Source organism: Ensifer sp. LC384 (assembly GCF_001695865.1).
GTDB lineage: Bacteria > Pseudomonadota > Alphaproteobacteria > Rhizobiales > Rhizobiaceae > Ensifer.
The window spans coordinates 13,882-40,054 of sequence record NZ_MBST01000013.1; the positions used below are offsets into that span (position 1 = coordinate 13,882).

Below are 26,173 nucleotides of genomic sequence, written 5' to 3' on the forward strand. Positions count from 1 at the left end.
CTGAAATGAAAGGCATCGTTCTCTGGCTCATGGGCGTGCCCCTGATCGCCATCATTCTGCTTTAAATGTTCGTGTTCTGACGCGCCGCTCACGAAAGCTGAGGCGATCGGTCGATCGAAACACTGAAGCGGAAAATTTAATTTGTAGTTGCAGGCACCAAAGGATGCGCCTTAACGCAACCTTAAGATTCGGCCCCCTAGATTTGACATCGCGATGATGGACAATCGCAACGCTTAAATCCCCTTTTGAAACCGGCTCACGCCGGTTTCTTTTTGTCCAGTCGTCTGCCATCAGACCTTGACGGCCTGCTCGACGAAATCCTCGCTTCCAAAGAACTTCAGATAACGCTGGACCTCGGCGGCATCGCCCGTCGCCTTGCGCGGGTTATCCGACAGTTTGACCGCCGGCCGGCCATCCGCGTCGCTGACCTTGCAGACGATCGATATCGGATTGAGGCCCTTGATCTCCGTCGGTGCGCAATCGGCGAAGTCGTTGGTAAGGTTCGTTCCCCAACCAAAGCTCATGCGCACGCGCCCTTCGAAATGCCGGTAGGTTTCGATGATCGTTTCGACATCGAGGCCATCGGAGAAGATGAGCAGCTTTTCCCGCGGGTCGCGCCCCATCTTCTTCCACCAGGCGATGATCTTTTCGCCGCCTTCGATCGGCGGGGCGCTGTCCGGGCGGAACCCGGTCCAGTCCGCCACCCAGGCCGGCGCGTTGCGCAGGAAGGCCGCCGTGCCGAAAGAATCGGGAAGCACGATCAAGAGGTTGCCGCCGTAGAGCTGGTTCCAGTCCTGCAGCACCTTGTAGGGCGCCGCCGCAAGCTCGGCGTCGTTGCGGGCGAGCGCTGCTGCCACCATTGGCAGTTCATGCGCGTTGGTCCCGAGCGCTTCCAGGTCCGTATCCATCGCCAGAAGCACGTTGCTGGAACCGGAGAAGGACGCGCCGATGCCTTCCTTCAACGCCTCGACGCACCAACGCTGCCACAGGAAGCTGTGGCGCCGACGGGTGCCGAAGTCCGAGATCCGCAGGTTGGGATATTGCCGAAGGCGTTCGACCTTCGACCACATCTTCGCCTTGGCACGGGCATAGAGCACATCGAGCGTGAACGGGCCGAGCCCCTTCATGGCCGAACGCGAGCGCAGCTCGTTGATGATCGCGAGTGCCGGGATCTCCCACATGGTGGTCTCGGCCCAGCGTCCGCGGAAGGTCAGCTCGAACTGGCCGTCGCGTCGAGACAGCTCGTAATCCGGCAGGCGGAATTTCGCGAGCCAGGCCAGAAACTCCGGCGAGAAGATCTGCTTGCGGCCGTAGAACGAGTTACCGGCAAGCCAGATCATTTCCTTCTTGGAGAACCGCAGCTCGCGGGCATGATCGAGCTGCTCGCGCAGTTCATGCTCGTCGATCTCGTCGGCGAGGCGCACAGTCTTGGTGCGGTTGATCAGCGAGAAGGTCGCATCCACATCCGGATAGAGCTGCCAGATCATCTGCAGCATCAAGAGCTTGTAGAAATCCGTGTCGAGCAGGCTGCGCACGATCGGGTCGAGCTTCCAGGTGTGGTTGTAGACGCGCCTGGCGATATCGGTCTTGGTCATTTCGGGAATTGCTCCTCCTAGGGGCGCAGGGCTAAACCATCCGCACGCCGGCTTGCCGCATACGCACGATCATCGCGGAGAGCGAGCCGTTGAGATCGATACCCCGACAGGCATCAAGCACGACCGAGGTGGAAAACCCCTGCGCGACGGCGTCGAGCGCTGAATAGGCAACGCAGAAATCCGTGGCCAGACCGCACAAGATAACGCTCTCTATGCCACGGTCCCTGAGGTAGCCGGCAAGCCCGGTCGGCGTGCGGCGATCATTCTCGAAGAAGGCGGAATAGCTGTCGATACCGGTGCGGAAGCCCTTGCGGATCACCAGTTCGGCGCGTGTCCATTCCAGCGACGGGTGAAAATCTGCGCCTGTGCTGCCCTGCACACAATGGTCCGGCCAAAGTGTCTGCTCGCCATAGGACATCGCTACCGTTTCGAACGGCGCTTTGCCCGGATGGACGGATGCGAAGCTGGAATGGCCGGCCGGATGCCAATCCTGCGTCAGGATCACATGGTCGAACTTCCGGATCAGATCGTTGACCACAGGCACGATCTCATCGCCTCCAGAAACGGCTAGCGCTCCGCCCGGGCAGAAATCGTTTTGCACGTCAATGACGATCAACGCCTCAGCAGCCATCGCTTTCCCCTCGACCGGACCAATCGCTATCGATCACCAAAATCGATTTAAGTCCAAGATCAATCACAGAATTTGAGCGACGGCAACCCGCTTCGAACGCTCCCCGGCACGATCCTCTATGGCTATAGAAAAAGGGCGCCGACCACGGTCGACGCCCTCTATGAACTGGAGCCTCGAACGGATCAGTTGCCGAGGCTGTTGATGTTGTCGGCGATCGAGAAGCCGGAATTGGCAATACCGACCGGCTGGGCGACAAAGTTGAGGAACTTCCCGAAATCGACGGACGGATGACGCGACGCGTAGATCACGTCGCGATTCTTGACCGGGAAGGTCTGGCCGACGATCAGGCTGTCCGGCTTGCTCATGTCGAAGCGGTAGACGATCGGATAGCGGCCCTGGCTGTCGGTCTTCATGCCCTTGTGCAACATCTCGTTGAAGCGCTGCTGACCGAGAAGGCTCATGACCACATCCGGCTCTTCGTAACGGAAGATGAAGTAGCCCTTCATGTCGAGCGTATAGTCGGCGCCGCCGCCGGCAAGCCCCATGGCTTCCAGCAGATTGAGATCGTTGGCGCCGAACTCGACGCGCTGGTTGGCCTTGACGGCGCCGAGAATCGTGAAGCGGCGCGGATCGCGCGCTACGAAGATCTGGTCGCCCGGCTTCACATGGATGTTTTCAGACGGGTTCTCGATGATGGACTTGAGGAGGACCGTGCCGGTCTTCTTGCCGCGCACCAGCGTGACATAGGTCTCGTAGGGCTGCGCCACGGGGCCGCCAGCCTTGGCGATGACCTCGTTGATCGTCTCGTCGACGAGGCTGAGCGGGACGACCGAGGATTTGCCGACGGCGCCCGAAACGGTGACGTTGCGCGAAGCGGTGCTCATGCTCGTGACGATGACATCAGGCTCGACCGCTTTCTGCTTCAGCGCTTCCAGGATCTCCTGGCGTGCCTGCTCCAGCGTCAGGCCGGCAAATCGAACCGCACCGACATAGGGAATGGCTGCCTTGCCGTCCGGCTGGACGACGAGATCGATGCTGGTCTGCTTGGAGTCCTGCGTCGAGAAGAGACCGTCGCTGCCGGCCTCGAAAATCGATACTTTCAGCGCGTCGCCGACACCGATGACCACCCGGCCGACGCCGCCGCCAATACCGAACCGACGGTTGAGCGTCGACGACACATAGTCGGACACAAGGCGCGCAGACTGGCCGTTCACATCGACGATATCAAATACGGTGGCGTTCTTTCGACCGATCTCGGCGCCGGATTGACCAGCATCCGCTACAATGGCTCCGGCCAGCGGCCCCTCGCCCGGAACAGCCTGACACCCCGCAAGCGCGGTAGAAAGCAGAAGGGCAGCTACACGTTTCAACTACGACACTCCGAATTCGACACAGCTATGATTCTATTCACAGTTCTGCGCCGCATGATCTCCCGGCCGGGAATCCGCCGGTCTCTGAAAAGCACAATAGCCGTCTCACAACAAGTCACTTGCAGACGAAGACAAGCAAAATAATTGGCCCTGCGCCTTTCCGGTCATACCTCCTACACCTTGACGGGTTTGAAGCCCGATTTGTCTTGGATGAAGGTTCTAGGCATGTATATGTTAGGCCTTTGGACTTGAAAGCTAGGTACTTTAAGTTAAAAGCTGCCTAATGAGGCGGAACGAATATACGTGGGGATAACCCTGGGGCGAGATGATTGGCGATTGCGTTTTCCGCCTGGAACCGCAATCGCAGATGCAACTTTAACGTCAGTTTAGAGCGTTCGATCATATATGGCTGTTGAGATTATTGGGCGTGCATGCCTCGCCCCTGGAGCAGAATCGCCTTCGGCGTTGTTCAAACTTCTTCGTCAGGGCAAGTGCACAGTCACCAGCATCCCATCCGATCGCTGGGACGTCGCGCGTTTCTGGCACCCGGTCATGGGCACGCAGGGCAAGACCTATTCCTTCGCCGCCGGTGTGCTCGATCAGCTGTATGATTTCGACCCGGCCGTGTTCGGCATGTCGCAGCGCGAAGCCATGTATATGGATCCGCAGCAGCGCGTGCTCCTGCAGCTCGCCTGGCGCGCGCTTGAAGACGCCAATATCTCGACGACCTCGCTGCACGGCGAGAATGTCGGCGTCTATATCGGCGCATCCAGCCTCGACCACGCCAACCTGACGGTCGAGGATCCGGCGGCGGCCGGCCCCTACTTCATGACCGGCAACACCCTGTCGATCGTCTCCAACCGCATTTCGCACATCTTCGGCCTGAGCGGCCCGAGCATGACGGTCGATACCGCCTGTTCGTCCTCGCTCGTCGCGCTCGATCAGGCGATGCGGGCACTCAACGCCGGCGAAATCGACACAGCAATCGTCGGCGGCGTCAATATTCTCGCCCATCCCCTCCCGTTCGTCGGCTTTGCGCAGGCGCGCATGCTGTCGCCCGAAGGGCTCTGCCGCGCCTACGACAACGATGGCGCAGGCTATGTGCGCGCCGAAGGCGGCGTCGTGTTCGTATTGCGCCGCTCGGACCGGGCACGGCGGGAAAAAGACCGGAGCTATGCGCGCATCGTCGCGACCGGCGTCAACTCGGCCGGCCGGACCAACGGCATCTCCCTGCCGTCGCGCGAAGCCCAGGCAAACCTGCTGCGGGCGATCTACGAAGGCAACGGCATCGATGCCAACCAGGTCGCCTTCGTCGAAGGTCACGGCACCGGCACCAAGGTCGGCGACCCGGCGGAAGTCTGGTCCATCGGCACGGTCATCGGCGCCAATCGCCGGGCGCCGGTTCCGATCGGCTCGATCAAGTCGAATATCGGCCACACCGAGCCTGCCTCGGGCCTCTTCGGCATGATGAAGGCGATTCTGGCGCTCGAGAACAACTACCTGCCGGCATCGCTGCACTTCGACACGCCGAACGAACATATCGATTTCGACGGTCTAAACGTGCGCGTAACGGCCAGCCCTATCGAACTGCTGCGCGGCAAGCGGGCGCGCCTCGCCGGCATCAACTCGTTCGGGTTCGGCGGCGCCAACGCCCACGTGGTCATCAGCGATCCGGAGCCGGTTTCCGAAGACAAGATCAACAATCCGCCGTCGTCAGGCCACGTCTTCCTCGCGAGCGCCCATACCGCATCGAGCCTTGAAGCCCTGCTCAAGGACTACAAGACGCGTTTTGCCAACGCTTCCAAGGGTGAAATCCGCTCGATGGTCGCAGCATCCGGTGCCAACCGCACCCATATGCGCTATCGTTTCGCAGCCCGCAGCGATCATCCCGAAGACATCGTCCGCGCGATCGCTAGCCATGTGGAAAAGCCGGGCTCGGATATCGGCGAAGTCGGCGAAGCCGTCACCAGAGATGCCAAGGTTGCCTTCGTCTTTTCGGGCAACGGCTCGCAATGGGCAGGCATGGGCGTGGAAGCGTTCCGCGAGAACCTCCATTTCCGGCAGTGTTTCACCTCCGTCAGCGCGCTCTTCAAGTTCCATTCGGACATCTCCCTGACCGAGCTTCTGACCGATCCCGACCTCGACAAGAAGCTGTCCGACACCAAGATTGCCCAGCCGCTGCTGTTCGCAGTTCAGGCAGCCCTTTCCGATTCGCTGGTCGCCATGGGCATCAAGCCGGTCGCCGTCTTCGGTCATTCGGTCGGCGAAATCGCCGCCGCCTATGCAGCCGGTGCCCTCTCGATGGTCGATGCCGTCTCGATCGTCGCGAAACGGTCGCTGCATCAGGACCTGCTCGCAGACCACGGCACGATGGCCGCCGTGATGCTGGGCGAAGACGCCGCGCGCGCCTTTGCCGAGGCACGTGGCCTCAATGAGCTTTGCGTCGCAGCCGTCAACGCCCACAATTCGGTGACGATCTCGGGCCCGGCCCATGAGATTTCCGCCTTCCGCGATGCGGCGCGCAAGGCGAAGATCCCGGTTCAGATCCTCGACATCAACTATCCCTTCCATCACCCGATCATCGACCGGGCAAAGGACGCATTCCTGTCGGACATTCCCGACATCGCGCCCCGCCGTGCGGAGGTAACCTATCTGTCGACAGTGACGGGTGCGGCCCTTGACGGCACACAGCTCGACCCGGACTACTGGTGGAAGAATGTCCGCGAGCCGGTTCGCTTCCAGGCGGCGGCAGAAGCGGCCATCGAACTCGGTTGCCGGCTCTTCGTCGAGATTTCCCCGCGTCCGATCCTCTCTTCCTACGTCAAGGAAACGATCAAGCAGGCGGCCGCACCGGGCATGGTCGTGCCGACGCTGCTGAGAGACGTCGGAGAGACTGGCCAGGATCCGATCTCGGCCGCCATGGCGCGTGCCGTCGCGCACGGCGCGATCGTCGACACGGCACGTGTTTTCGGCAAGCGCAATGCGGCGATCTCGCTGCCGAGCCTGCCGTTCGAGCCGGTTGAACTGCGGCCGGCCGCCACGACCGACGCCACGGATCTCTTCGGTCGTACCGCCAAACCCTATCGCCTCACCGGCTGGCGCAGCGATCCGAACAGCGGCAGCTGGAAGAACCACATCGATGCGCCCCTCTTCCCGGATCTGGCGGAGCATGTCGTCGACGGCAAGGCCATCCTGCCGGGCAGCGGCTTCATCGAAATTGCCGTCGCAGCCGCGCAGCAGTTTTATGGAACCGACGAAGTCGAGATCACCAATCTGGAGATCGTCCGCCCGCTGGAGCTGAGCGACAGCCGCATCATGGAGCTGTCGACTATCCTGTCGCCGGAAACCGGCGACATCGAGATCCGCTCGCGCGAACGCCTGTCCGAAGACGACTGGGCCGTTCACGCCGTCGCCCGGTCCCGCAAGCCCTTGCCGAGCGAAGAGCGCCAGCCGCCATCCTTTGCCGGCATGCAGAAGACGGCAACGGTTGCTCCGGCGAAGGCATATGACACGGCACGACAGTTCGGTCTCGACTATGGCCCGCGTTTCCAGCTGCTCGCGAAAGCCGTTGCCTATGACGACCGGATCGTCGACGTCGAGCTGAAGAGCCCGGACAAATCCGGACATCCGCTCGTCACCTATGCCCTCAATCCGATCTCCGTCGACGCCACATTCCATGGCTTGGTCGCGCTTTTTGACCGCTTTACCGGCGACAAGAGCGGCGCACCCTATATTCCGGTGCGCTTCGGTTCCGTGCGTGTCGTCAATGCCCGCAAGCCGATCGCACGCGCCACGATCGAGATCGAACGTGTCAGCGCCAATTCGATCAAGGCCAAATTCCATTTCTTCGACACCTCGGGCGACCCGATCGCCCATTTCGAGGATTGCCGCTTCCGGCGCACCTATCTGCGCAAGCACAAGACGCTGGACGCTCTCTCCTTCCATTACGAGACGGTTCTTTCCGACACGCTTCTGCCGACAACTGAGACTGTCGCTCGGACGCCACTGCCCCTCAGCGTGGCATCGGCGGCCGATACCGGTGTTGACAACACGACGTTGCTGTTCAACGCCGCCATCTATCGTGCCTGCCAGGAAATTGCGCTGAAGCTCGGCAAGGGACGGTCGATCGTGCGCAGCGACAGCCTGCCTGGCGATTTCGCCTTCCAGTGTTTCCTGGCGAGCTGCCTCTACGTTCTCGAAGATGCTGGCCTTTGCGAGCACAAGGATGGCGTCTGGGTCGTCGCCCAGGAATTCAGCCTGCCGAGTGTCCCCGAAATCCTGCGCGATCTCTACGGCGAACGTCCCGACCGCGCAGTGGAAGCGGTTCTGATCAACAACGCCTATGCCGAAGCGCTGGCGCGCCTCGACGTCCTTCTGGCTACGCCTGTCGGTGGTGATACCGAGGCCGTTGCCAATGTCGGTTTCATCAGCGATGCGACGCTCGACCATCAGGCTGTGCATTCGCAGGCAAGCCGCCAGCGTATGGCACTCGTTCTCGATGCGGTCGAAAACGCGCTACGCGCGCAGCCGGCAGGAACGCGCCTACGCATTATCGAGCTTGGCAGCGTTTCTGCCGGGTTCACGCGCCGCATAGCGACGCTTGCTGCCAAACACAGTGCAAGCCTCAGCGTGGTCGAGCCGCGCGACAATGCTCAACGCGGCCTTGAACTCGCCTTCGAAAACGATGCGCATGTGCGTGTCCTCAAGAAGGGTGAGCTTGCGACACAGGCGCTGTTCGACCTCGCCATCAGTGCATCTGACAGGCTCTATGGCCTGATCGAAGACGACATCGATGTTCGCGCCGCGCTTCGCTCGACCCTGCGCCGGAGCGGCGGCCTGGTGGCCGCCGTCGACGCCCCCTCGCTCTTCAACGATTTCGCGCTCGGGCTGTCAGACGGTTGGTTCGCCCGCAGCCAGACAGCCGAATTCCCGATCGGCAACCTCGCCGCCGTTCCTCACTGGCAGAAATGTCTGGCCGATCTCGATCTTCGCGAGATTGACGTCACCGACCGCGAATGCGCATCCGGCAATGTCATCGTTCTTGAAGCGCGCGGCGTGGAAGCGCCGGCTGCTGCCGAAGTCGGCGCTTCTGCTGCCTCAGCGCCAGGTTCCTACCTTCTGCTGCAAGCCGGCGCGTCCAAGGCAAAGCAACTGTCGGCCGGCGCCATCCCAGTCGACCTGACGGGTGATACGGCGACGGATACGACCTTGCTTCGCGATGCACTTGGGGCCTTCCGCGATCGCCCCGTTCGGGCCGTCTTCCTGTCGTCGTCTGCATCGAAGAGCCGGACAGACGAATCCGCCTCGTTGCAGACCCAGGTTCTCGCGCTCAGCGCCGTTGCCGAGGTGTTGCGACAGCATGTCGGTGACACCGATCCAAACGGCGACGCACGTCCCAGGCTCGTGCTTGTCGCGCCGGGCGGGGCACCGGTTGCAGGCCGTATGTCGGGTACGACAGCGGCAAGCTCCGGCACCAATGCCGGCCTTTGGGCTTTCGCCCGCGTGCTGCAGAACGAGTACGAATTCCTCGACGTGCTTGCTCTGGATCTTGACGCAGACCTGACGTCCACCGAGCAGAAGGTTGCCGCGTCGCTGCCATTGCTCGCCGTTTCCGGCACCAACCGCGAATGGCTGCTGGAGGGCCCGAACGGATCACTTTCGGAAATCCGCGCGGTTCCCGGTCCGACCGACAGCGCCCATGGCTCGACAGCGTCCTTCGAGGCGGCCACCATCCGCCAGCGCGTCGCCTCCCAGGTCGGCAGCATCGTTTGGGAAGAAAGCAACATGCCGCCCGCCGGCCCCGGCGACGTCGTCGTCAAGGTTGCCGCCACCGGCCTCAACTTCCGCGACGTCATGTGGGCAATGGGTCTTCTGCCTGAAGAAGCACTCGAAGACGGCTTTGCCGGTGCAACGATCGGCATGGAACTGTCGGGTCACGTCGTTGCCGTCGGTGCAGGCGTGGACGATCTTTCGATCGGCGATGCCGTCATGGCGATCGCCTCGGCGGCGTTCTCTACCCATGCCGTCGTTTCGCGCGCGGGCGTCGCCAGGCTGCCGCAATCGGTCAGTCCGGTTGCCGCTGCCACCGTGCCGGTTGCATTCCTCACGGCCTATTACGCGATGGTCGAACTCGGCCGCATCCAGGCCGGTGAAACGATCCTCATTCATGGCGCGGCCGGCGGCGTCGGCCTTGCAGCGCTGCAGGTTGCCAAGCTGAAGGGCGCGAAAGTCATCGCCACGGCCGGCACCCGCGAGAAGCGCCGCTTCCTTTCGATGCTCGGCGCCGACCATGTGTTCGATTCGCGCTCGCTCGGTTTCGTCAACGATGTGCGCACTGTCACGAACGGCGAAGGCGTCGATCTCGTGCTGAACTCGCTCTTCGCCGAGGCGATGGAGCAGAGCCTGGCGCTCGTCAAACCGTTCGGCCGCTTCCTCGAACTCGGCAAGCGCGACTACTACGCCGACAGCAAGATCGGCCTCAGGCCGTTCCGCCGAAATGTCAGCTACTTCGGCATCGATGCGGACCAGTTGCTGGTCAATGCTCCATCCCTGACCAAGCGGATCTTCACGGAGATCGGCGCCCTGTTCGAGGACGGCAAGCTGACGCCGCTGCCATATCGCGCCTTCGACTTCGATGAGATCGGCAATGCGTTCCGCCTGATGCAGAACGCGGGCCATATCGGCAAGATCGTCGTGCTGCCGCCGGTCGCCGGCAAACACCAGGTCGCAACGCGGCCGCACGGCGGCGTCAAGGTCGATCCCGACGGCATGCACCTTGTCGTCGGCGGCATCGGCGGTTTTGGTCTGGCTGCCGCCAACTGGCTTGCCGAGAAGGGTGCGACAAACATCGCGCTCTGCTCGCGCCGCGGTCTTGCCGACGCCGAAACGACGGCGATGATCGAGCTTTGGGCCAAGGCCGGCATCTCGGCGACGGTTCATGCCTGCGACGTCACCGACGCGACCGCTGCGGATCGCCTGCTCAAGGAATTGCGGGCCATTGCACCGCTGCGCTCCATCGTCCACGCAGCGATGGTGCTCGACGACGCGCTGATCAGCAACCTCAATCGCGAGCGCAACCGGCCCGTCATCGACACGAAGGCAAAGGGTGCAGCTGTCCTCGATCAGTTGACCCGCGGCGACGCGCTCGACAACTTCATCCTGTTCTCGTCGGCAACGACGCTGGTCGGCAATCCCGGCCAGGCAAACTATGTTGCGGCAAACGGTTATCTCGAGGGTCTTGCCCGTGCCCGGCGCGCGGAAGGACTGGCCGGCCTTGCGGTCGGGTTCGGCGCGATCGCCGACAAGGGCTACCTAGTACAGAACACCGACGTCAACGATCTCTTGGCCAAGCGTATCGGCAAGACGGCACTGAAGGCGCAGACGGCGCTCGACATGGTCGAGAGCCACCTTGCCGGCGATCCCGGCACGGTCGACGCTGCTGTCGTGATGATCTCAGAGATCGACTGGTCGGCTGCCCGCAACCTGCCGGTCGCCCGCAATGCGCTCTTCGAAGTCATCCTGCGCAGCGCCGATCAGCATTCGTCCGGCGGCGAAGGCACCAAGATGGACCTCGTCGCGATGATCGACGGCAAGTCTGCGCAGGAAGCCGAGGATATTCTCTTCGATCTGGTCGCCGGCGAAATTGCCGCCATCCTTCGTGTCTCGAAGGATACGGTCACGCGCAGCAAGGTGCTGAAGGAAATCGGCCTCGACAGCCTGATGGCCGTAGAGCTTGGAATGAGCTTCCAGCAGAACACCGGCTTCGACATGCCGCTCAGTGGCGTCGCAGACAACACGACGGTTGGCGACGTCGCCCGTAAGCTCTATGAGAAGGTCAGCAAGCGCGACCAGGGTGAAGAGAGCGACGGTGCCGACGACAAGTTGGTCACCGAACTGGCGCAACGGCATGTCGGCACGGCAAAGGAAAAAGCACAGAGCCAATGAGCACGAACGGAAACGGTCCCGGCTCATCCAAGATGACCAGCAGCCTCAAGGAGAACCTGCTGGACCGGATGAGAAACACGCATCAATCCTCCGAGCGCAACCGCATGGCGCGTTCGGAGCGGGAGATGCCGCCGCCGGCCCGCCGGCAACAGGCCCGTTTCGAGGATCTGCCGGAGTACAAGCAGGTTCTGACCCAGAAGTTCGCAAGCGAGCAGCTCGGTATCGCCAACCCGTTCTACCGCGCGCATCAGACCGCGGCCGGCGCCACCACCATCATCGACGGCCGCAAGCTGATCAACTTCGCGTCCTACGACTATCTCGGCCTCAACCGGCACGCGGAGGTGCTGGCAAGGGCGCGGGAAACCGTCGAGACCTTTGGGATATCCGCCTCGGCCAGCCGTCTGGTCGCCGGCGAGCGACCCGTCCATGTGGAGCTGGAAGAAAAGATCGCGCGCTTCTACGGCGTCGATGCCGCCGTCTGCTTCGTCAGCGGCTATCTGACCAATGTCGCGGCCATCAGCTGCCTGATGGGACCGAAGGATCTCGTCGTCCATGACGAATTCATCCACAACAGCGCGCTTGCCGGCATCAAGCTCTCCGGCGCCACGCGCCGGCTGTTCAAGCACAATGACGCCAGCGACCTGGAACATGTGCTGCGCACGGTCTCGGGCGACTATCGCCGTATCCTGGTCATCGTCGAGGGCATCTACTCGATGGACGGCGACATCGCCGACCTGCCGGCTCTTTTGAAGCTCAAGGCCGAGTACGGATTCTGGCTGATGGTCGATGAAGCCCATTCGCTGGGGGTCGTCGGCAAACATGGCCGTGGCCTTGCCGAGCACTTCGGCGTCGATCCGAATGAGATCGACATCTGGATGGGAACGCTTTCGAAAACGACGTCCAGTTGCGGCGGATACATTGCTGGCAGCGAAGCGCTCGTGGCCGTGCTCAAGGCGTCTGCCGGAGGCTTCGTCTACAGCGTCGGCCTTGCGCCGGTTCTGGCCGCTTCGGCAGCCGGCAGCCTCGATGTGCTTGCACGCGAGCCGTCGCGCACGGCCGCCCTCAGACGCAATGGCGCGCTCTTCCTCAAGCTCGCCAAGGAGGCGGGTCTGGATACGGGCCTCAGCAGCGGTTTTTCGGTGGTGCCGGTGCTGGTTGGGGATTCCCTGCGTGCGGTGCAGCTGTCCAACGATCTGCTCGCCGCCGGCGTCAATGCGCTGCCGATCATCCACCCCGCCGTTCCCGAAGGCCTGGCGCGGTTGCGCTTCTTCATCACCAGCGACCACACCGAAGAGCAGATCCGCAAGACGGTGACCCTGACGGCGGAACGCCTGAAGGATCTGACCGAACGCAACTTCGGCCTCGGCGGCATCGATATCGACCAGATGATGAAGGCGCTCTCGGCGCGCTGAGGACGAAGTGCAGGCGCCCTCCGGGGGCCGGATGCCGCGGGCGGGAACCTAATGACCCATGTGATCATCACCGGCGGCTCGAGCGGCATAGGGTTGGCGATCGCATCGATCTATGCCGGTCGCGGCGCGCGTCTTTCGCTGATCGCCCGCTCGAGCGAGATCCTGAAACACGCGCAGGACGAACTCGCCTCAAAGTCGACAAGTGCCGGCGATGTCCGGATCGAGACTGCGGATGTTGCGAAGGAAGTCGAAATCGCCGCCGCCATCCATCGCTGCGAAGCCGCATTCGGACCCTGCGACATCCTGGTGACCTCCGCCGGCGTCGTCGAGCCGGGCCGGTTCGAGGAACTTCCCAGCACCGCCTTCCAGCGCCAGATGGAGACGAATTTCTCCGGTACCGTTCATGCGGTTCGCGCCGTCTACGCCGGCATGAAACAGCGCCAGCGTGGAAAGATCATGATGATCTCCTCCGGCGCCGGCCTTCTCGGCATCTATGGCTACTCGGCCTATTGCGCCTCGAAGTTCGCCCTTCACGGCTTTGCCCAGGCGCTTCGCTCCGAGGCGCGCGCGCATGGGATAGATGTCTCCATCTGCTTCCCGCCCGATACGCAAACGCCGCAGTTCCAGCGCGAGCTCGCCTTCCGCCCCCCTGAGGCTGCGGCCGTCATGGGTACGGTCAGCCCCTGGCCGGCAGAAGCGGTTGCCCGCAAGGTCGTCGCCGGTATCGAGCGCGGGCGGTTCGAAATCTATTTCGGCCTGACACTTTTTCTTCTCGGTCGGTTCGGCCCCGCTGTCAGACCGCTTCTCAATTGGTGGTTCAACCGAGCAATCGCCCGCAGTAGCGGTGGAGTATCAAAGGGCGGCCGGTGACGGCGCTTGTGCGCGCCAACGATAGGATCTAAGTGTCGGACGGATGCCGTGCTGCATGAGGCGGCGCCGGCGGGCAAGAAAGCTTGAAGGTTTCCGCTTGGCGTTGCTCCCCTTTCAATTGCACGACTATCCGATAACGCTGACGGTCTGTTGTTTCATCTTGTCCTGTGCGGTGATCTTCTTCACCGATCGCTTGGCACTGCCAAAACGAGAGCGCCGGGCAAACCCCTCTCCCTTTGGCCGCAGGCAGGACATCATCGACGTGATCGCCCGCCTGCCGGTCATTGCGCTGGTGTTCGCCGGTTTCTTCGCAGGCTCCTGGCGGCCGCTCTATGCCGCCGCCGGCACGATGAGCTTCTTCATCATCTTCACCGGGATTTCCCGGGCCAAGTTCAAATTCATCCGCGAGCCGCTGATTTTTTCCGACATCGCCCTCGTCGTCGACGTCTTCAAATACAAGACGATCTTCTACGCCAGTTCGCTGAACATCGTGTTCTGGACCGTCGCCTTTCTCTATGTCTTCGGCGTCTCCGGGCTCTATCTCTATTTCGAGCCGGCGATTCTGCCCAGCAGCGGCAAGGTCTTCTGGATCCTGGTGATGGTGGCAGTCGCGGCAGGCCCATGGCTTCTGCTCTTCTATGGCCCGGTGAACCGACCGACGGCGGCGCTCGTCCAGAGGCTCGTCAAGGTGCTCGACGTCAAGATGAACACGGTGCGCTTCGGCACCTTCGGGTCGGTGATCTTCCGCTTCATCATCTGGCTCGGCGTCAAGCGCGAGAAGATCGTCGCCGAACTGTCGGAAATCGTTCGGGCGGCGGTCCAGGACCTGATCGGTGACGACGGCTCGCCGCTGATCGTCGTCTGGCAATCGGAGTCCTTCATCGACATGCGGCATTTCGGCGTCGACACGCTGAAGATGCCGACACTCGACCGGTTGCGGCGCCAGGCTGCCCAATGGGGGCGTCTCAGCAGCGTCTTCGAAGGCGGCTATACGCTGCGCACGGAATTTGCCGTCATCAGCGGCCTTGTGCCCGACGATATCCACGTGGATGCGAGCTACCCCTATTTGCGCGCATCACACTATTCCGACGTCGTCTGGCCGGGCAAGATGAAGCGCGCCGGCTGGCACACCCATTTCATGCACCCTTACGACCGCACGTTCTTCCTGCGCCACAAGGCCATGCCACAGCTCGGCTTTGCCGAGTTGACGATGCTCGATGGCTTCGACCATGTGCCAGCCCGCGATGGGCCATATGTCTCCGACGAGAAGCTCGCCGCCAAGGTCATCGACGCCTGCGAGCAACTGCCGGAGGACACGAACGGTTTCGTTTTCGTGGCATCGATGGCAAACCACGGCCCCTGGGAGCCGGGCCGGGTTGGCGACCTCGCCAATCCGGTGGACATCTACCTGGCGATCCTGGAGCAATCGGATGCGGCACTGAAGCAACTGACCGATCGGCTCGACAAGCTCGACCGGCCCGTCTGGTTCGTCTTCTATGGCGATCATGCGCCGCTGCTGAAATCTTTCGCGGACCCCTTCCCGGATCCACGCACGGACTATCTCATCGTGCCGCTCGCCAAGGCGAAATCGACGCATCATCGACCGACCGAACCACGGGACGTGGCGGCGTGGGATCTGATCGAGGCGCTGCTCAATCACGCCAACCTCAAGAAGGACACGCTGCGTTAGCGGCGGCGAGACGATGGAGAACGCTACGTTTAACACTCGCGTGTCAGCCGCTCGGCCAAGCCGGCGGGTATTCCTGTTCCTGCAAGGCCCCTCATCGCCGATCTTCCGCAAGATCGCCGATCGGCTCGAAGGCTACGGCCACGCCTGCCTGCGGATAAACCTCAACGTCGGCGACCAGATCTTCTGGCGACGCAAGGGTGCCTTCAACTACCGCGGAAAATCGGAAGATTGGTCGGCATATCTGGACCGGTTCATCGACGTCCACCAGATCACCGACATGATCCTGCTTGGAGAGGAGCGCCCCTACCATCAGGCCGCCACCGCTGCCGCACGGCGCGCCGGCGTCGCAATCACCATCGTCGAGATGGGCTATCTCAGACCCGACTGGTTGACGCTGGAGCGCGACGGCATGTCGTCGAACTCGCACTTTCCCACCGATGCCGTCCACATCGTCGAAGCAGCAAGGAACTTGCCGGAGCCGGATTGGCGCAAGTACTACAGCCAGACCTTTTTGGCCGATGCGAGTTGCGACCTTCTCTACAACCTGCCCAACGTCTTCCTGTGGTTTCTCTTTCCGCACTACCGGCGGCACGCGATCTTTCATCCGCTTGCCGAATACGCCGGCTGGATCCGCCGGCTTCTCACCGGCAAGCGGCGCAGTACCGAAGCTGAGGAGACCGTCCGCGCTCTGCTTTCGCAGAACACGCCCTATTTCGTCTACCCGTTGCAGCTCGAAACCGACTTCCAGTTGCGCGCCCACTCGCCGTTCCATAGCCAGAAGGACGCAATCGACGAGGTCATGCGCTCGTTTGCAGCCCATGCGGTTGAGGACCACAGACTGGTCTTCAAGGTGCACCCGCTCGACAATGATCTTATCGCCTGGCGCAAGTTCATCGAAGCGAAGGCAGCGGAACTCGGGCTGACAGGGCGCGTCTTCTATCTCGATGGCGGCAATCTGGATGTGCTGGCAGAGGCCAGTGCGGGCATGGTCACGGTCAACTCGACCGCCGGCCTGCATGCGCTGAAGCAGGGCCGGCCGGTCAAGGTGCTGGGCACGGCTGTGTTCGACATCGCCGGCCTGACGGACCAGCAGTCGCTGGTGGATTTCTGGCAAAGGCCAACGGCACCCGAGGCCGAAGTGAGCGCCGCCATGTTCCGGCTGCTCGCCGCCTCGATCCAGGTTCGCGGCAACTTCTATTCGCAAGCAGGCACCGATGCCGGTGCGCGGGCAATCGCCGAGCGTCTGCATGAGAACACGGTCAATCAGCCCGGCGCCTTCGTCGATCCACCGCCACGCCGGAAGCCGCAGAAAAGACAATGGCCAGCCTCGCCATCCGCATAGGCTGGCCGTCAACGATCGAAAAAAGGGCTGGGATCAGGCAACGCCGGCGCGAAGCAGGTCGTGAATGTGCAGGATGCCGATCGGAAGCCCGTCTTCGTCGACGAGGAACAGCACCGTCACCTTGTGATCCTGCATGAACTCCATCGCACCGCTTGCCAGGACGTCACCTCGAATGACGCGGGGGTTGCGCGACATCACCGCCTCGACGGTCTGCGCAAGCAGATCGCCCGACATGTGGCGACGAAGGTCGCCGTCGGTGATGACGCCGGTCAGCTTGCCGTCTTCGTCGACGATGCCGACGACGCCAAACCCCTTGGACGACATTTCGATGACGGCTTCGCTCATCGGGCGGCCGACGCTCAAGAGCGGCACCTGTTCGCCAACATGCGCCAGCTCGCGCACGAGGCGCAACTGCGCGCCCAGCTTGCCGCCGGGATGGAACGTCTTGAAATCTTCGGCGGAGAAGCCGCGGCGCTCGAGCAGGGCAATGGCCAGCGCATCGCCGACCGCCAGCTGCAGCATCGCCGACGTCGTCGGTGCCAACCCATGCGGACAGGCTTCCTGAACCTTCGGCAGAACGATCGGCACTTCGGAGTTGCGGGCAAGCACGCTGTCACGGTTGGACGAGATCGAAACGATCGGCACCTTGAAGCGCTTGGCGTAGGTGAGCATGTTGGCGAGTTCCGCCGTCTCGCCCGACCAGGACAAGAGGATCAGCACATCCTGCGACGTAACCATGCCGAGATCGCCGTGGCTCGCCTCGGTCGGGTGAACGAAATAGGCTGATGTGCCTGTCGATGCCATGGTCGCGGCCATCTTGCGGCCGATATGGCCGCTCTTGCCGACGCCGGAAACGACAACGCGCCCCTGGCTTTCGCCGATGAGTTCGATCGCCTCGACCATGCTTTGCGCAAACGCCGCGTCGGCACCGAGATGATCGGCCAGAGCCTTGATGCCCGCCATCGCCGTCGTCAACGTTCTGCCGACCGACTCCAATGCGGCAAAACCGCGACGATCATCCGCTGATGCGTGTCTCAAACCCATGGTGTTTCCACTCCCGCGAAGACGTTTGCGCCGATTAGAAGCGGCGTTTCCCAGACCCATTGCAGGCAGATAGGCGCTTTTTGTTGGCAAACCAAGCCAAAGCCGTCGAGTTTCGGCAGGAAATCCCGCAAAGACGGCGTTTTCGTCAGCCGACGCGCTTTTCTTCCGGCGCTTCGAGCGGCATCGACTTGTCAGCAGCAAACTCTTCGAGCGTCATGGAATCCAGGATCGACGCAACCGCGTCGCGCACTGTGGTCATGGAAACGCGGACCTGACAGGTCTCGGGATCGTTGCAGTCCTCACAGACCTCGTAAGCCGTGCGGCTGGCACAGCGGATCGGCGCGAGCGGACCATCAAGCGTGCGGATGACATGGCCGATGCGGATTTCCGCGGCCGGACGCGACAGCGAATAGCCGCCGCCTGGCCCCTTCTTCGAGCGCAGCATGCCGGCATTGCGCAGTTCGAGCAGGATCGTGTCCAGGAATTTTTTCGGAATATTGTTGCGCTGCGCGATCTCGGTGATGAAAGCCGTCTCTCCCGGCTCCAGTCGAGCAAGGTCGACGAGAGCCTTCAATCCGTACTTTCCCTTCTTCGTCAGCATTCCGGCAAGCTTTCCCTGCGGCTCCCTTAAGAACGGGAATCATCCGCGCAAACGCAATCTTGGTTTGGCATAGCACAAGAAACGTGCGGCCAATACACAATTGTGGCGCGGAATCAGCGCAAAACTTGGTCTTTGGGTGCGCTCGGATTGCACGGGACGGCCGCGCTTGCACTATGCCGCGGCCGCACCACCATGACGTTCGGCAGGCACTGCCTGGCGCGCGAGCAGTCGGCGAATTGCCGCGCGCGCTTCGTCAGCCGACCGGAACCGCTGTGCGTCCAGATCCCAGACATGGTATTTGACTGCCAGGAACTTGAAACGGCCTTCGTCCGGGACGACGACCCCGACGGCTTCGCCGCCATATTCGATAACCTGCTTGCTCATGCAAATAACGCTCCTTCCACACCTGAAGGCGCGGACATTTCAATTTCGGCAAAGGATGAATTTCGAGAGTTCGAGGATCACATTCGGCAGAGGCGAATGAGACGTTTCTTCACTGTTGCACGACAATGGGAACGCGTGCCGAAGAAGGCGGCGGTCGAGACGGTTTCGGACATGTCACACTCCTTTGGCTTGGTCCGGCATCGCAATGCCGGAGCGGTTCATGAACAACCGTGAGGCGGACTCGTCCGCGTCACAGGGCTGCAAACTAGAATAATCTACCAATTCCGTCAAATAAAAAGATGATGATGCGAAAAATATTTCTCCACCCATCAAATTTTAGGGGGTTCGGATGCAAAATCCGTTCTCCCGATCCGAAACCGGAGGCCCTCACTATCTAGGAAGCGAAGAATCAACCTGCAAGGTCCGGGTGAGATAAAGCCAGCACTTTCGGACAAAAAAGGGGCGGCCCACCGGACCGCCCCTTCACGTTTTGTATCCTTAGAACGGGATGAGGAAAAATGTGTGCGGTTTTCCTAATCCCGCTCTAACCTGGAAGAACCGATCACGTTTGTAATTCCGGGTCGATTCGACCCGGAATTATCGAGATCTGCCCGGATCAGGCAGCGGGCGCGCCCGGCTGCGTGGTCCCGGTGCGGGTCGCTTCGCGATCCTTCCACCAGCGATTGAGGAACAGGAGGATCGGGCCGCCGATGTAGATCGACGACGTCGTCGCGACGATAACGCCGAAGATCATCGGCCAGGCGAAGCTCTTGACCGCATCGCCGCCCCAGATGGCCATGGGCACCAGCGACAGCGCGGTGGCCATCGAGGTGAAGATGCATCGCGCGATCACCTGGTTGATGCTCATGTCGATGAGCTCGGAGAACGGCATCGACTTGTACTTGCGCAGGTTCTCGCGCATGCGGTCGTAGACCACGACCTTGTCGTTGACGGAGTAACCGATCATCGTCAGCAACGCGGCGATGGCCGTCAGGTTGAAGTCGATGCCGGTAAGCGCGAAGAAGCCGATCGTCTTGGTGATGTCGAGCAGCAGGACCGCGATCGCACCGACGGCGAAGTGCCATTCGAAGCGGAACCAGATGTAGAACAGGATCGCCACCATCGCGAGACCGACGGCGAGGAAGCCCGACCGCGCGAGTTCGGTGCTGATCGTCGGGCCGACGACTTCCGTCCGCTCGAAGGTCACGTCAGGAATGGTCTGAACGGCAGCATCCTTGATCTTGTTCAGGGCAACGGTCTGCTCCTGCTCACCGCCAGGCTGGCGCTGAACGCGGATCAGGACCGACTTGTCCTGGCCGAATTCCTGCAGGGCCACTTCACCGATGTTGAGCGACTCCAGGCCATGGCGCAACGCCGGCAGGTCGAGCGTCTGCTTGGATGTCGCTTCCACCTGAATACCGCCGACGAAGTCGATGCCGTAGTTGAGGCCGGGCGTGAAGAACAGCACGACCGAACTGACCGACAGGAAGGCGGACATGCCGATGGCAACGAAACGGCCCTTCATGAAGGAGAAGGATGGCAGGTGCGGAACACGTCCGAAGAGCGAGGGGATATCGAGCTTCTTCATCTTCCGGCGAACGACAACTTCGCGCATCATCAGGCGCACGACGGTGACCGACGTGAACATCGAGATGACGATGCCGAGCATCATCGTGACTGCAAAACCCTTGACCGGTCCGGAGCCGAAAAAGAACAGCAGCAGGGTGCCCGAAAGCGTCGTGACGTTGGAGTCGATGATCGTCGCATAGGCCTTGTTGAAGCCGATATCCAGCGCCTTCATGGCGCCGGCGCCGCCTTCGGTTTCTTCTCGAATACGGGCGTTGATCAGAATGTTGGCGTCAACCGCCATACCGATGCCGAGGATGATACCGGCGATGCCGGGAAGCGTCAGGGTCGAGCCGAGCATCGCGAGCACGCCGATCGTCAGGATCGTGTGCAGCACAAGGCCGACATTGGCGATCATGCCCCATGCGCCGTAGAGCACAACCATAAGGGCAACGACGAGGCCGAAACCGGCAAGACCGGTGAAGATGCCCATGCGGATGGAATCGCTGCCGAGGTTCGGGCCGACGGAGCGTTCTTCGATGACGGTCAGCGGTGCGGGCAGTGCGCCCGAGCGCAGGAGCGCCGAAAGAACGGTTGCTTCCTGTGTGGTGAAATTGCCGCTGATCTGACCACGGCCACCAATGATGGGCTCGTTGATGACAGGCGCAGTCAACACCTTGCCGTCGAGGACGATGGCAAAGGGCCGGCCGACGTTGCTCTGGGTGATTTCAGCAAACTGGCGGGCGCCGAGCGCGTCGAAGGTAAAATCGACGATCGGTTGGTTCGTCCGCTGATCGAAGCCGGCCTTGGCATCGGCCAGGCGTTCGCCGGAGATGGCAATGCGGCTTTCGACCGGATATTTGTTATTATCGTTGGCGCCGGGCAGGATATCGACGCCACGGGGTGCTGGCTGCGTCACGTCCACGGTCTGATCGAGCATGTGGAAGCTCATCTGGGCGGTTGAGCCCAGCAGCTGGCGCAGCCCCGTCGGATCCTGCAGGCCCGGAAGCTGAACGAGAATGCGGTTGGAACCGACGCGCTGGATCAACGGTTCGGCCACGCCGACCGTGTCGACGCGGCGACGGATGATCTCGAGGCTCTGCTCCACCGCCTTGGTCATGCGGTCGTTGAGGCCGACCTCGGTCATCGTCAGGCTGATGTTGCCGCCGTTCTCGGTGACTTCGACATCAGAGGCCGAGCCGCCGAAACCGAGCGTACCGACGGGTGCTGCGAGCTCGTTGAGCTTCGGCAGCGCCTTCTGAAGGTCGGCCGGATCGTCGATCTTGACGGTGACGGCGTCGCCGCTGATGCGCGCCGACGAAGCGGGAATGCGCTCGCCGCGCAGCGCCCTGCGCGTATCGTCGAGCAGGGTTTCAAGCCGCGCCTTGCGCAGGCCGGCGGCATCGACTTCGAGCACGAGGTGAGAGCCGCCCTTCAGGTCGAGACCGAGGGTAACGGGCTTCACCGGCAGCCAGGCGCCGAATTGCTCGCGTTGTGCCGGTGAGAGAGCGTTTGGCAGCGCCGCTATGCATCCGAAGATGATGACGACGACATAGGCGAAAATCGCCCATTTGGATGTACGCATGTTGTGGTTCCAAGAGAGCCTGCGCGAGCGCCAAACGCGTCGTCAGGACTTTGTTTCAGCAGGGGGCATGAACACGATCGCGGCGATCATCACGCCCGAATATCGGCAATCGCTCAGGCGCGCGGAGGCGCGCGGATTTGCAGGCCGCGGTTCGACAACCCAGAAGCGAAACGGACGTGGCCGAAAGCGAGATCCTGGCCGGATGGCTCGAAGGGAAGCGCCAGGCCCGACGCAAGCAGCACCGGCGTCGAGCCGTCACCGGTTACGGATTTGCCATCCTTGCGTTCGGCGGTGAAGCGCAGATCCGAAACCGGCGTGGCGCGCGATATCTGGCGCGCGGCGGGGTGATCCGAAGGAGCGGTATCGGGCGAAGAGAAATTGCCCGCCTGCTGTTCGGCCGAAAGGCGCGAGGAAAAGCCCTGCCCGACGACGATCAGCTGCATGGCGAGCGAGGCACAGAACAGCCACAGCACGGCGAATAGCCGGCCGGCAAACCTGCCTCTGTTGCCACCACACACTGGGTCCATTCGGGACGCCGCCCCTTCCTCGGCGCTTGGCGCCTGAAAGTTCAATTCAGCCGGAATGCAGCAAATCTAGCCGAAGAACATGGCCGGAATCGAGCACGAGGCGCTCTTAACACCATTGCGGGCGCGAAATGTCAAATTTCGCGCCGCTCAACGATGTCATGGTTTGCAGCTTACGCGGTTGCGCCGTTCGTCCTGACCTGGTGGATCTCGATCAAAGACGGTCCGTTCCGCGTACCGGCATCCGCCAGCGCACGCGGGAGATCGGCGACCGACGCCAGTCTTTCCGCCTCGATGCCATAGGCCTTGGCGGCGAGGATGAAGTCCGGCGCCGAGGGCCTGACGCCCTCGGGCGTCACGCCGGAATCGACCATGTAGGACTCTATTTCCTGGTAGCCGTCATTGTTCCACACGAGAAAAATCACCCGAGCCTGAACGTCGACGGCCGAACCGATTTCGGCAAGCGAGAATTGGAACCCCCCGTCGCCGACGAGGCAGACGACCGGGCGCGTCGGGTCGGCCACAGCCGCACCGACAGCGGCGGGCGGCGCGTAACCCAATGCCCCATAGCCGGTCGCGGAATTGAACCAGGCGCGTTGGCGCGGCGCGTCGCAATAGAGGTTGCCGGCATAGACGGCCTGGGTGGAGTCGCCGACGATGGTGCAGTCCGGCAGCGCCTTGTAGACCGCATCGACCACGGCAATCTCGGCCCGGATCTTGGCCGTCAGTTCCTTCAGCGCCGCTTTGCGTGCCAGCTCCGCGCGGGCTGCCCCATCCTTTGGCGCATGTCCCGGCAGGAAAGCGAGAATACTCGCCGTTGCCGCCTTGGCACCGGACAGGATCGAAAGCGCCGCATGTGGACCGCGGGCCAGCTGTGCTGCATCGATATCGGTGCGGATCAGGTTGCGCAGCACCGGAAACCCGCCATCGGCATACATGTCGTAGTCGGTCTGTCCCATTTCCGTGCCAAGCGCCAGCACAAGGTCGGCCTCCTTGAGCAGCGATCGCACCGCCTTCAGGCTCGGGCTTGCGGGAACGCGCAATGGACTGCCGGCCAGCATGCCGCGCGCATTGACCGTCGTGACGACCGGCGCGCCGATCTGTTCGGCAAGCGCCCTGACCTCCGCCTCTGCAGTGAGTGCGCCACCGCCGCAGATGATCACCGGGCGGGTCGCATCGGCGCAGAGGATGGCTGCGCGTTGCAGCGTCTCGCTGTCGGAGCGCGGACGGGTGGCGGCGGCCGAGCGGATCGTCTTCGGCTCGATCCGCGCCGCCATGACGTCGGTCGGGATTTCGATATGCACCGGCCCCGGCCGGCCGGACAGCAGCACCGAGAAGGCGCGGTCGACGACAAAGGGCAAATCGTCGGGATTGAGAAGCGTGTGCGAATAGAGCGCCAGCGTCTTGATCATGCCGTGCTGGTCGGGAAGCTCATGCAGCAACCCGCGCCCGTGGCCGAGCGAATCGCGACGATTGACGCCTGAAATCACCAGCATCGGGATCGAATCCTGCCGGGCCTGCGCCATCGCGGTGATGGTGTTGGTCAAACCCGGTCCGGTGATCACCAGGGCGACACCCGGCTTGCCGCTGACGCGGGCGTAGCCATCGGCCATGAAGCCGGCGCCCTGTTCGTGTCGGGGGGTGACGTGGCGGATCTTCGACGCCGCCAGGCCGCGATAGAGCTCGACCGTATGAACGCCCGGAATACCGAAGACCACCTCGACGCCATTGGCCTCGAGCAGATCGACCAGGGCCTCGCCAACCGTTTTCGTCGTCGTCATGCGCGGCGCTCCTGACGCAGTGTGGCGCGCTCGGCAAGCGCGGTAATGCGGCGGCAGGCCTCGTCGATGTCCTTGTCGGGCACGGTGAGGCTCACGCGCAGGAAGTTCTGCGCCTCGTCGCCAAAGGAGGATCCGGGCATCACCGCGACTCCCTCTTCCTCCAGCAACGCCCAGGCGAAGGCTTCGCCGGTCATGCCCGTTGCCGCCACGTCGATCAGCGTGAACATGCCAGCCTCCGGTGGCAAGACCAGAATGCCGGGCGCATTGGCGAGGCCATCGACAACGCGGCGCGAGCGGGCCTTGTAGCTCTCGCGCATCCGCCGCGCCGTATCGATCTCGTGCGTCAGCGCGTAAGCCGTCATGTCGGCGATGAACGGCTGCACGCCGAAAAGCATCGTTTCAGACACCGGCAGCAGCCGGCTGGTAAATTCCGCCGGCCCGACGGCCCAGCCGCTGCGGAAACCAGGTGCGGCATGCGACTTGGAGATCGACGAAACGACGATGGTGCGCTCGGCCAGATCCGGATTGTCGAACGGAGAGGCGAACACGGCGTCGAACACCAGTTCTTCATAGACCTCGTCGCAGACGATCCAGAGGTCGTGGCGGCGTGCAACCTCGCCGATCTCGGCGATCTCGGCAGCGGTGAGTACGGCACCGGTCGGATTGTGCGGTGTATTCAGCAGCAGCACCCGGCATTCCGGCGTGATCGCCTTTTCGATGTCAGCGGCCTGCATATGAAAACCGAACTCCGGCTTCAGCGGCACCAGCACGTGATGGGCACCTGTCGACTGGATGACGCCTTCATAGGTGGCGTAGAGAGGATCGCCGACGAGAACGGCATCACCGGCCTCGACCAGCCCCAGCATGACAGCGAAAAGCGCCGTCTGCGTGCCCGGGAAGCACATGACGTTTTCGGTGGTCACATCGGCGCGGCGACGACGGTACTTCTCGACGAGAGCCGCCACGACCGCGTGCTCGCCGCGACCGTTGGAATAACGATAGCGGCCGGCGTTCATGGCGCGCTGGCATTCGTCGAGCAGCGCGCGGTCCGGCGGCACGTCTGGCTCGCCGATGGTCAGCTCGATGATATCGGCACCACCCGCCTTCAACTGGCGCGCACGGATGTGCAGCGACCATTTTCCCGAACCGAGGTCGGCGAGACGTTCGGTGATCGACGCATAGCGCATGGTGTTTTCTCCCGTTTTCATTGTTTTTCACTGCCGATCGAGGTGCCGAGCAGCGCCTCGACCGAGGCCATGGCGATGGCGACCAGTTCGCCTTCCCGGAACAGATCTCCCGCCAGGCACCCTTCGATCCACAGGCCGTCGACGAGACCGTTGATCGCGATCGCGTAGGCGCGGCAGGTTTCCGCGTCGGCCGGTTTGTTCTTCACCGCCAGGAAATCGGCCAAGAGGTCCTGCAGCGTATTGCGAAAGGTCACGTAGCCGTCCCGGTGGATTTCGGCGAGGATCGGGTCGACGCGCACCTGGCTGATGAAAGCCGCCCAGAGCGAGATGCTGCGGCTGTCGGCGACCGGCTCGGTCAGGTTGATGGCGATGAAGTCCCTCAGCCGTGTTTCCGGATCGCCTTCGACATGAGCCGCCTTGTCGGTCAGGGACGCAATCACCGCGCGGTACGCCTCGGCGACCATCTGGTCCTTCGATTCGAAATAGTGCCGGACCAGCCCGGCCGTCACCCCGGCGCGGATGGCGATCTGGCGGACCGTCGCGCCCTTCAGGCCGAATTCCGCTATGCAATCGAGCGTCGCTTCGATCAGTTCCTGCCGGCGCTCTCCTTCTGGGGCCCGATGAAACGTCCGGCGATTCATGCCGCC

At 62.4% G+C, this 26,173-nt stretch carries 16 protein-coding genes; 5 read left to right on the top strand and 11 right to left on the bottom strand.

All coding sequences use genetic code 11. The features are described 5' to 3' along the window. Nucleotides 1-290: 290 nt before the first annotated feature. From pncB to BC363_RS12025, 3 genes are all read right to left on the bottom strand, one after another. Complete coding sequence (gene pncB / locus BC363_RS12015) at nucleotides 291-1,595, bottom strand: nicotinate phosphoribosyltransferase (RefSeq protein WP_065781324.1); 1,305 nt, start codon at nucleotides 1,593-1,595, stop codon at nucleotides 291-293. A gap of 31 nt (nucleotides 1,596-1,626) precedes the next feature. Then, a complete protein-coding gene (gene pncA / locus BC363_RS12020; protein ID WP_065781325.1) occupies nucleotides 1,627-2,226 on the bottom strand; it encodes a bifunctional nicotinamidase/pyrazinamidase in 600 nt (199 codons plus the stop codon). A 182-nt stretch (nucleotides 2,227-2,408) separates the two neighbouring features. After that, on the bottom strand, nucleotides 2,409-3,596 hold the full coding sequence (locus BC363_RS12025) for a polysaccharide biosynthesis/export family protein (protein WP_065781326.1): 1,188 nt from the start codon (nucleotides 3,594-3,596) through the stop codon (nucleotides 2,409-2,411). Nucleotides 3,597-4,001: 405 nt separating this feature from the next. Here BC363_RS12025 and BC363_RS12030 point away from each other — a divergent pair, with 405 nt between their 5' ends. From BC363_RS12030 to BC363_RS12050, 5 genes are read left to right on the top strand one after another with little or no spacing between them, the layout of a single operon-like run. After that, a complete protein-coding gene (locus BC363_RS12030) occupies nucleotides 4,002-11,540 on the top strand; it encodes a type I polyketide synthase (RefSeq protein WP_065781327.1) in 7,539 nt (2,512 codons plus the stop codon). Next, on the top strand, nucleotides 11,537-12,952 hold the full coding sequence (locus BC363_RS12035) for an aminotransferase class I/II-fold pyridoxal phosphate-dependent enzyme (RefSeq protein WP_065781328.1): 1,416 nt from the start codon (nucleotides 11,537-11,539) through the stop codon (nucleotides 12,950-12,952). The genes BC363_RS12030 and BC363_RS12035 overlap by 4 nt, the downstream gene beginning before the upstream one ends. A 51-nt stretch (nucleotides 12,953-13,003) precedes the next feature. Beyond that, nucleotides 13,004-13,822, top strand: coding sequence for an SDR family oxidoreductase (locus BC363_RS12040; RefSeq protein WP_065781329.1), 819 nt, complete (start codon nucleotides 13,004-13,006; stop codon nucleotides 13,820-13,822). A gap of 55 nt (nucleotides 13,823-13,877) precedes the next feature. Further along, nucleotides 13,878-15,512, top strand: coding sequence for an LTA synthase family protein (locus BC363_RS12045; RefSeq protein WP_065781330.1), 1,635 nt, complete (start codon nucleotides 13,878-13,880; stop codon nucleotides 15,510-15,512). A 13-nt stretch (nucleotides 15,513-15,525) separates the two neighbouring features. After that, nucleotides 15,526-16,854 (top strand): capsule biosynthesis protein, encoded by a 1,329-nt coding sequence (locus BC363_RS12050; RefSeq protein WP_065781331.1) that lies wholly within the window; start codon nucleotides 15,526-15,528, stop codon nucleotides 16,852-16,854. 33 nt (nucleotides 16,855-16,887) lie between these two features. On the opposite strand, the gene BC363_RS12055 is transcribed toward BC363_RS12050, so the two are convergent. The 8 genes from BC363_RS12055 to BC363_RS12090 form a co-directional block, all read right to left on the bottom strand. Beyond that, nucleotides 16,888-17,898: a KpsF/GutQ family sugar-phosphate isomerase gene (locus BC363_RS12055; protein WP_065781332.1), complete on the bottom strand. Its 1,011-nt coding sequence runs from the start codon at nucleotides 17,896-17,898 to the stop codon at nucleotides 16,888-16,890. 145 nt (nucleotides 17,899-18,043) lie between these two features. Further along, nucleotides 18,044-18,499, bottom strand: a complete 456-nt coding sequence (locus BC363_RS12060) for an Rrf2 family transcriptional regulator (RefSeq protein WP_053248737.1) — start codon at nucleotides 18,497-18,499, stop codon at nucleotides 18,044-18,046. Nucleotides 18,500-18,670: 171 nt separating this feature from the next. Then, nucleotides 18,671-18,883 carry a hypothetical protein gene (locus tag BC363_RS12065; RefSeq protein WP_065781333.1) on the bottom strand — a complete coding sequence of 71 codons (213 nt, stop codon included), beginning with the start codon at nucleotides 18,881-18,883 and terminating at the stop codon, nucleotides 18,671-18,673. 616 nt (nucleotides 18,884-19,499) lie between these two features. After that, nucleotides 19,500-22,034, bottom strand: a complete 2,535-nt coding sequence (secD, locus tag BC363_RS12070) for a protein translocase subunit SecD (protein WP_065781334.1) — start codon at nucleotides 22,032-22,034, stop codon at nucleotides 19,500-19,502. A gap of 113 nt (nucleotides 22,035-22,147) precedes the next feature. After that, nucleotides 22,148-22,561 (bottom strand): hypothetical protein, encoded by a 414-nt coding sequence (locus tag BC363_RS12075; RefSeq protein WP_065781335.1) that lies wholly within the window; start codon nucleotides 22,559-22,561, stop codon nucleotides 22,148-22,150. Between the two features lie 170 nt (nucleotides 22,562-22,731). Further along, nucleotides 22,732-24,339, bottom strand: coding sequence for a 5-guanidino-2-oxopentanoate decarboxylase (locus BC363_RS12080; RefSeq protein ID WP_065781336.1), 1,608 nt, complete (start codon nucleotides 24,337-24,339; stop codon nucleotides 22,732-22,734). Then, a complete protein-coding gene (locus BC363_RS12085) occupies nucleotides 24,336-25,526 on the bottom strand; it encodes a pyridoxal phosphate-dependent aminotransferase (protein WP_065781426.1) in 1,191 nt (396 codons plus the stop codon). Before BC363_RS12085 ends, BC363_RS12080 begins: the two co-directional genes overlap by 4 nt. Nucleotides 25,527-25,543: 17 nt before the next feature. Then, on the bottom strand, nucleotides 25,544-26,167 hold the full coding sequence (locus BC363_RS12090) for a TetR family transcriptional regulator C-terminal domain-containing protein (protein WP_053248935.1): 624 nt from the start codon (nucleotides 26,165-26,167) through the stop codon (nucleotides 25,544-25,546). Nucleotides 26,168-26,173 lie beyond the last annotated feature (6 nt).

What these genes read in the sequence shown, in the direction of transcription:
- BC363_RS12035 (WP_065781328.1), top strand. Translation starts at nt 11,537, where the DNA reads ATGAGCACGAACGGAAACGGTCCCGGCTCATCCAAGATGACCAGCAGC.
- BC363_RS12030 (WP_065781327.1), top strand. Translation starts at nt 4,002, where the DNA reads ATGGCTGTTGAGATTATTGGGCGTGCATGCCTCGCCCCTGGAGCAGAA.
- BC363_RS12065 (WP_065781333.1), bottom strand. Translation starts at nt 18,883, where the DNA reads ATGAGCAAGCAGGTTATCGAATATGGCGGCGAAGCCGTCGGGGTCGTC.
- secD (WP_065781334.1), bottom strand. Translation starts at nt 22,034, where the DNA reads ATGCGTACATCCAAATGGGCGATTTTCGCCTATGTCGTCGTCATCATC.
- BC363_RS12050 (WP_065781331.1), top strand. Translation starts at nt 15,526, where the DNA reads ATGGAGAACGCTACGTTTAACACTCGCGTGTCAGCCGCTCGGCCAAGC.
- BC363_RS12040 (WP_065781329.1), top strand. Translation starts at nt 13,004, where the DNA reads ATGACCCATGTGATCATCACCGGCGGCTCGAGCGGCATAGGGTTGGCG.
- BC363_RS12080 (WP_065781336.1), bottom strand. Translation starts at nt 24,339, where the DNA reads ATGACGACGACGAAAACGGTTGGCGAGGCCCTGGTCGATCTGCTCGAG.
- pncA (WP_065781325.1), bottom strand. Translation starts at nt 2,226, where the DNA reads ATGGCTGCTGAGGCGTTGATCGTCATTGACGTGCAAAACGATTTCTGC.
- BC363_RS12055 (WP_065781332.1), bottom strand. Translation starts at nt 17,898, where the DNA reads ATGGGTTTGAGACACGCATCAGCGGATGATCGTCGCGGTTTTGCCGCA.
- BC363_RS12045 (WP_065781330.1), top strand. Translation starts at nt 13,878, where the DNA reads ATGAGGCGGCGCCGGCGGGCAAGAAAGCTTGAAGGTTTCCGCTTGGCG.
- BC363_RS12075 (WP_065781335.1), bottom strand. Translation starts at nt 22,561, where the DNA reads ATGGACCCAGTGTGTGGTGGCAACAGAGGCAGGTTTGCCGGCCGGCTA.
- BC363_RS12090 (WP_053248935.1), bottom strand. Translation starts at nt 26,167, where the DNA reads ATGAATCGCCGGACGTTTCATCGGGCCCCAGAAGGAGAGCGCCGGCAG.
- pncB (WP_065781324.1), bottom strand. Translation starts at nt 1,595, where the DNA reads ATGACCAAGACCGATATCGCCAGGCGCGTCTACAACCACACCTGGAAG.
- BC363_RS12060 (WP_053248737.1), bottom strand. Translation starts at nt 18,499, where the DNA reads ATGCTGACGAAGAAGGGAAAGTACGGATTGAAGGCTCTCGTCGACCTT.
- BC363_RS12085 (WP_065781426.1), bottom strand. Translation starts at nt 25,526, where the DNA reads ATGCGCTATGCGTCGATCACCGAACGTCTCGCCGACCTCGGTTCGGGA.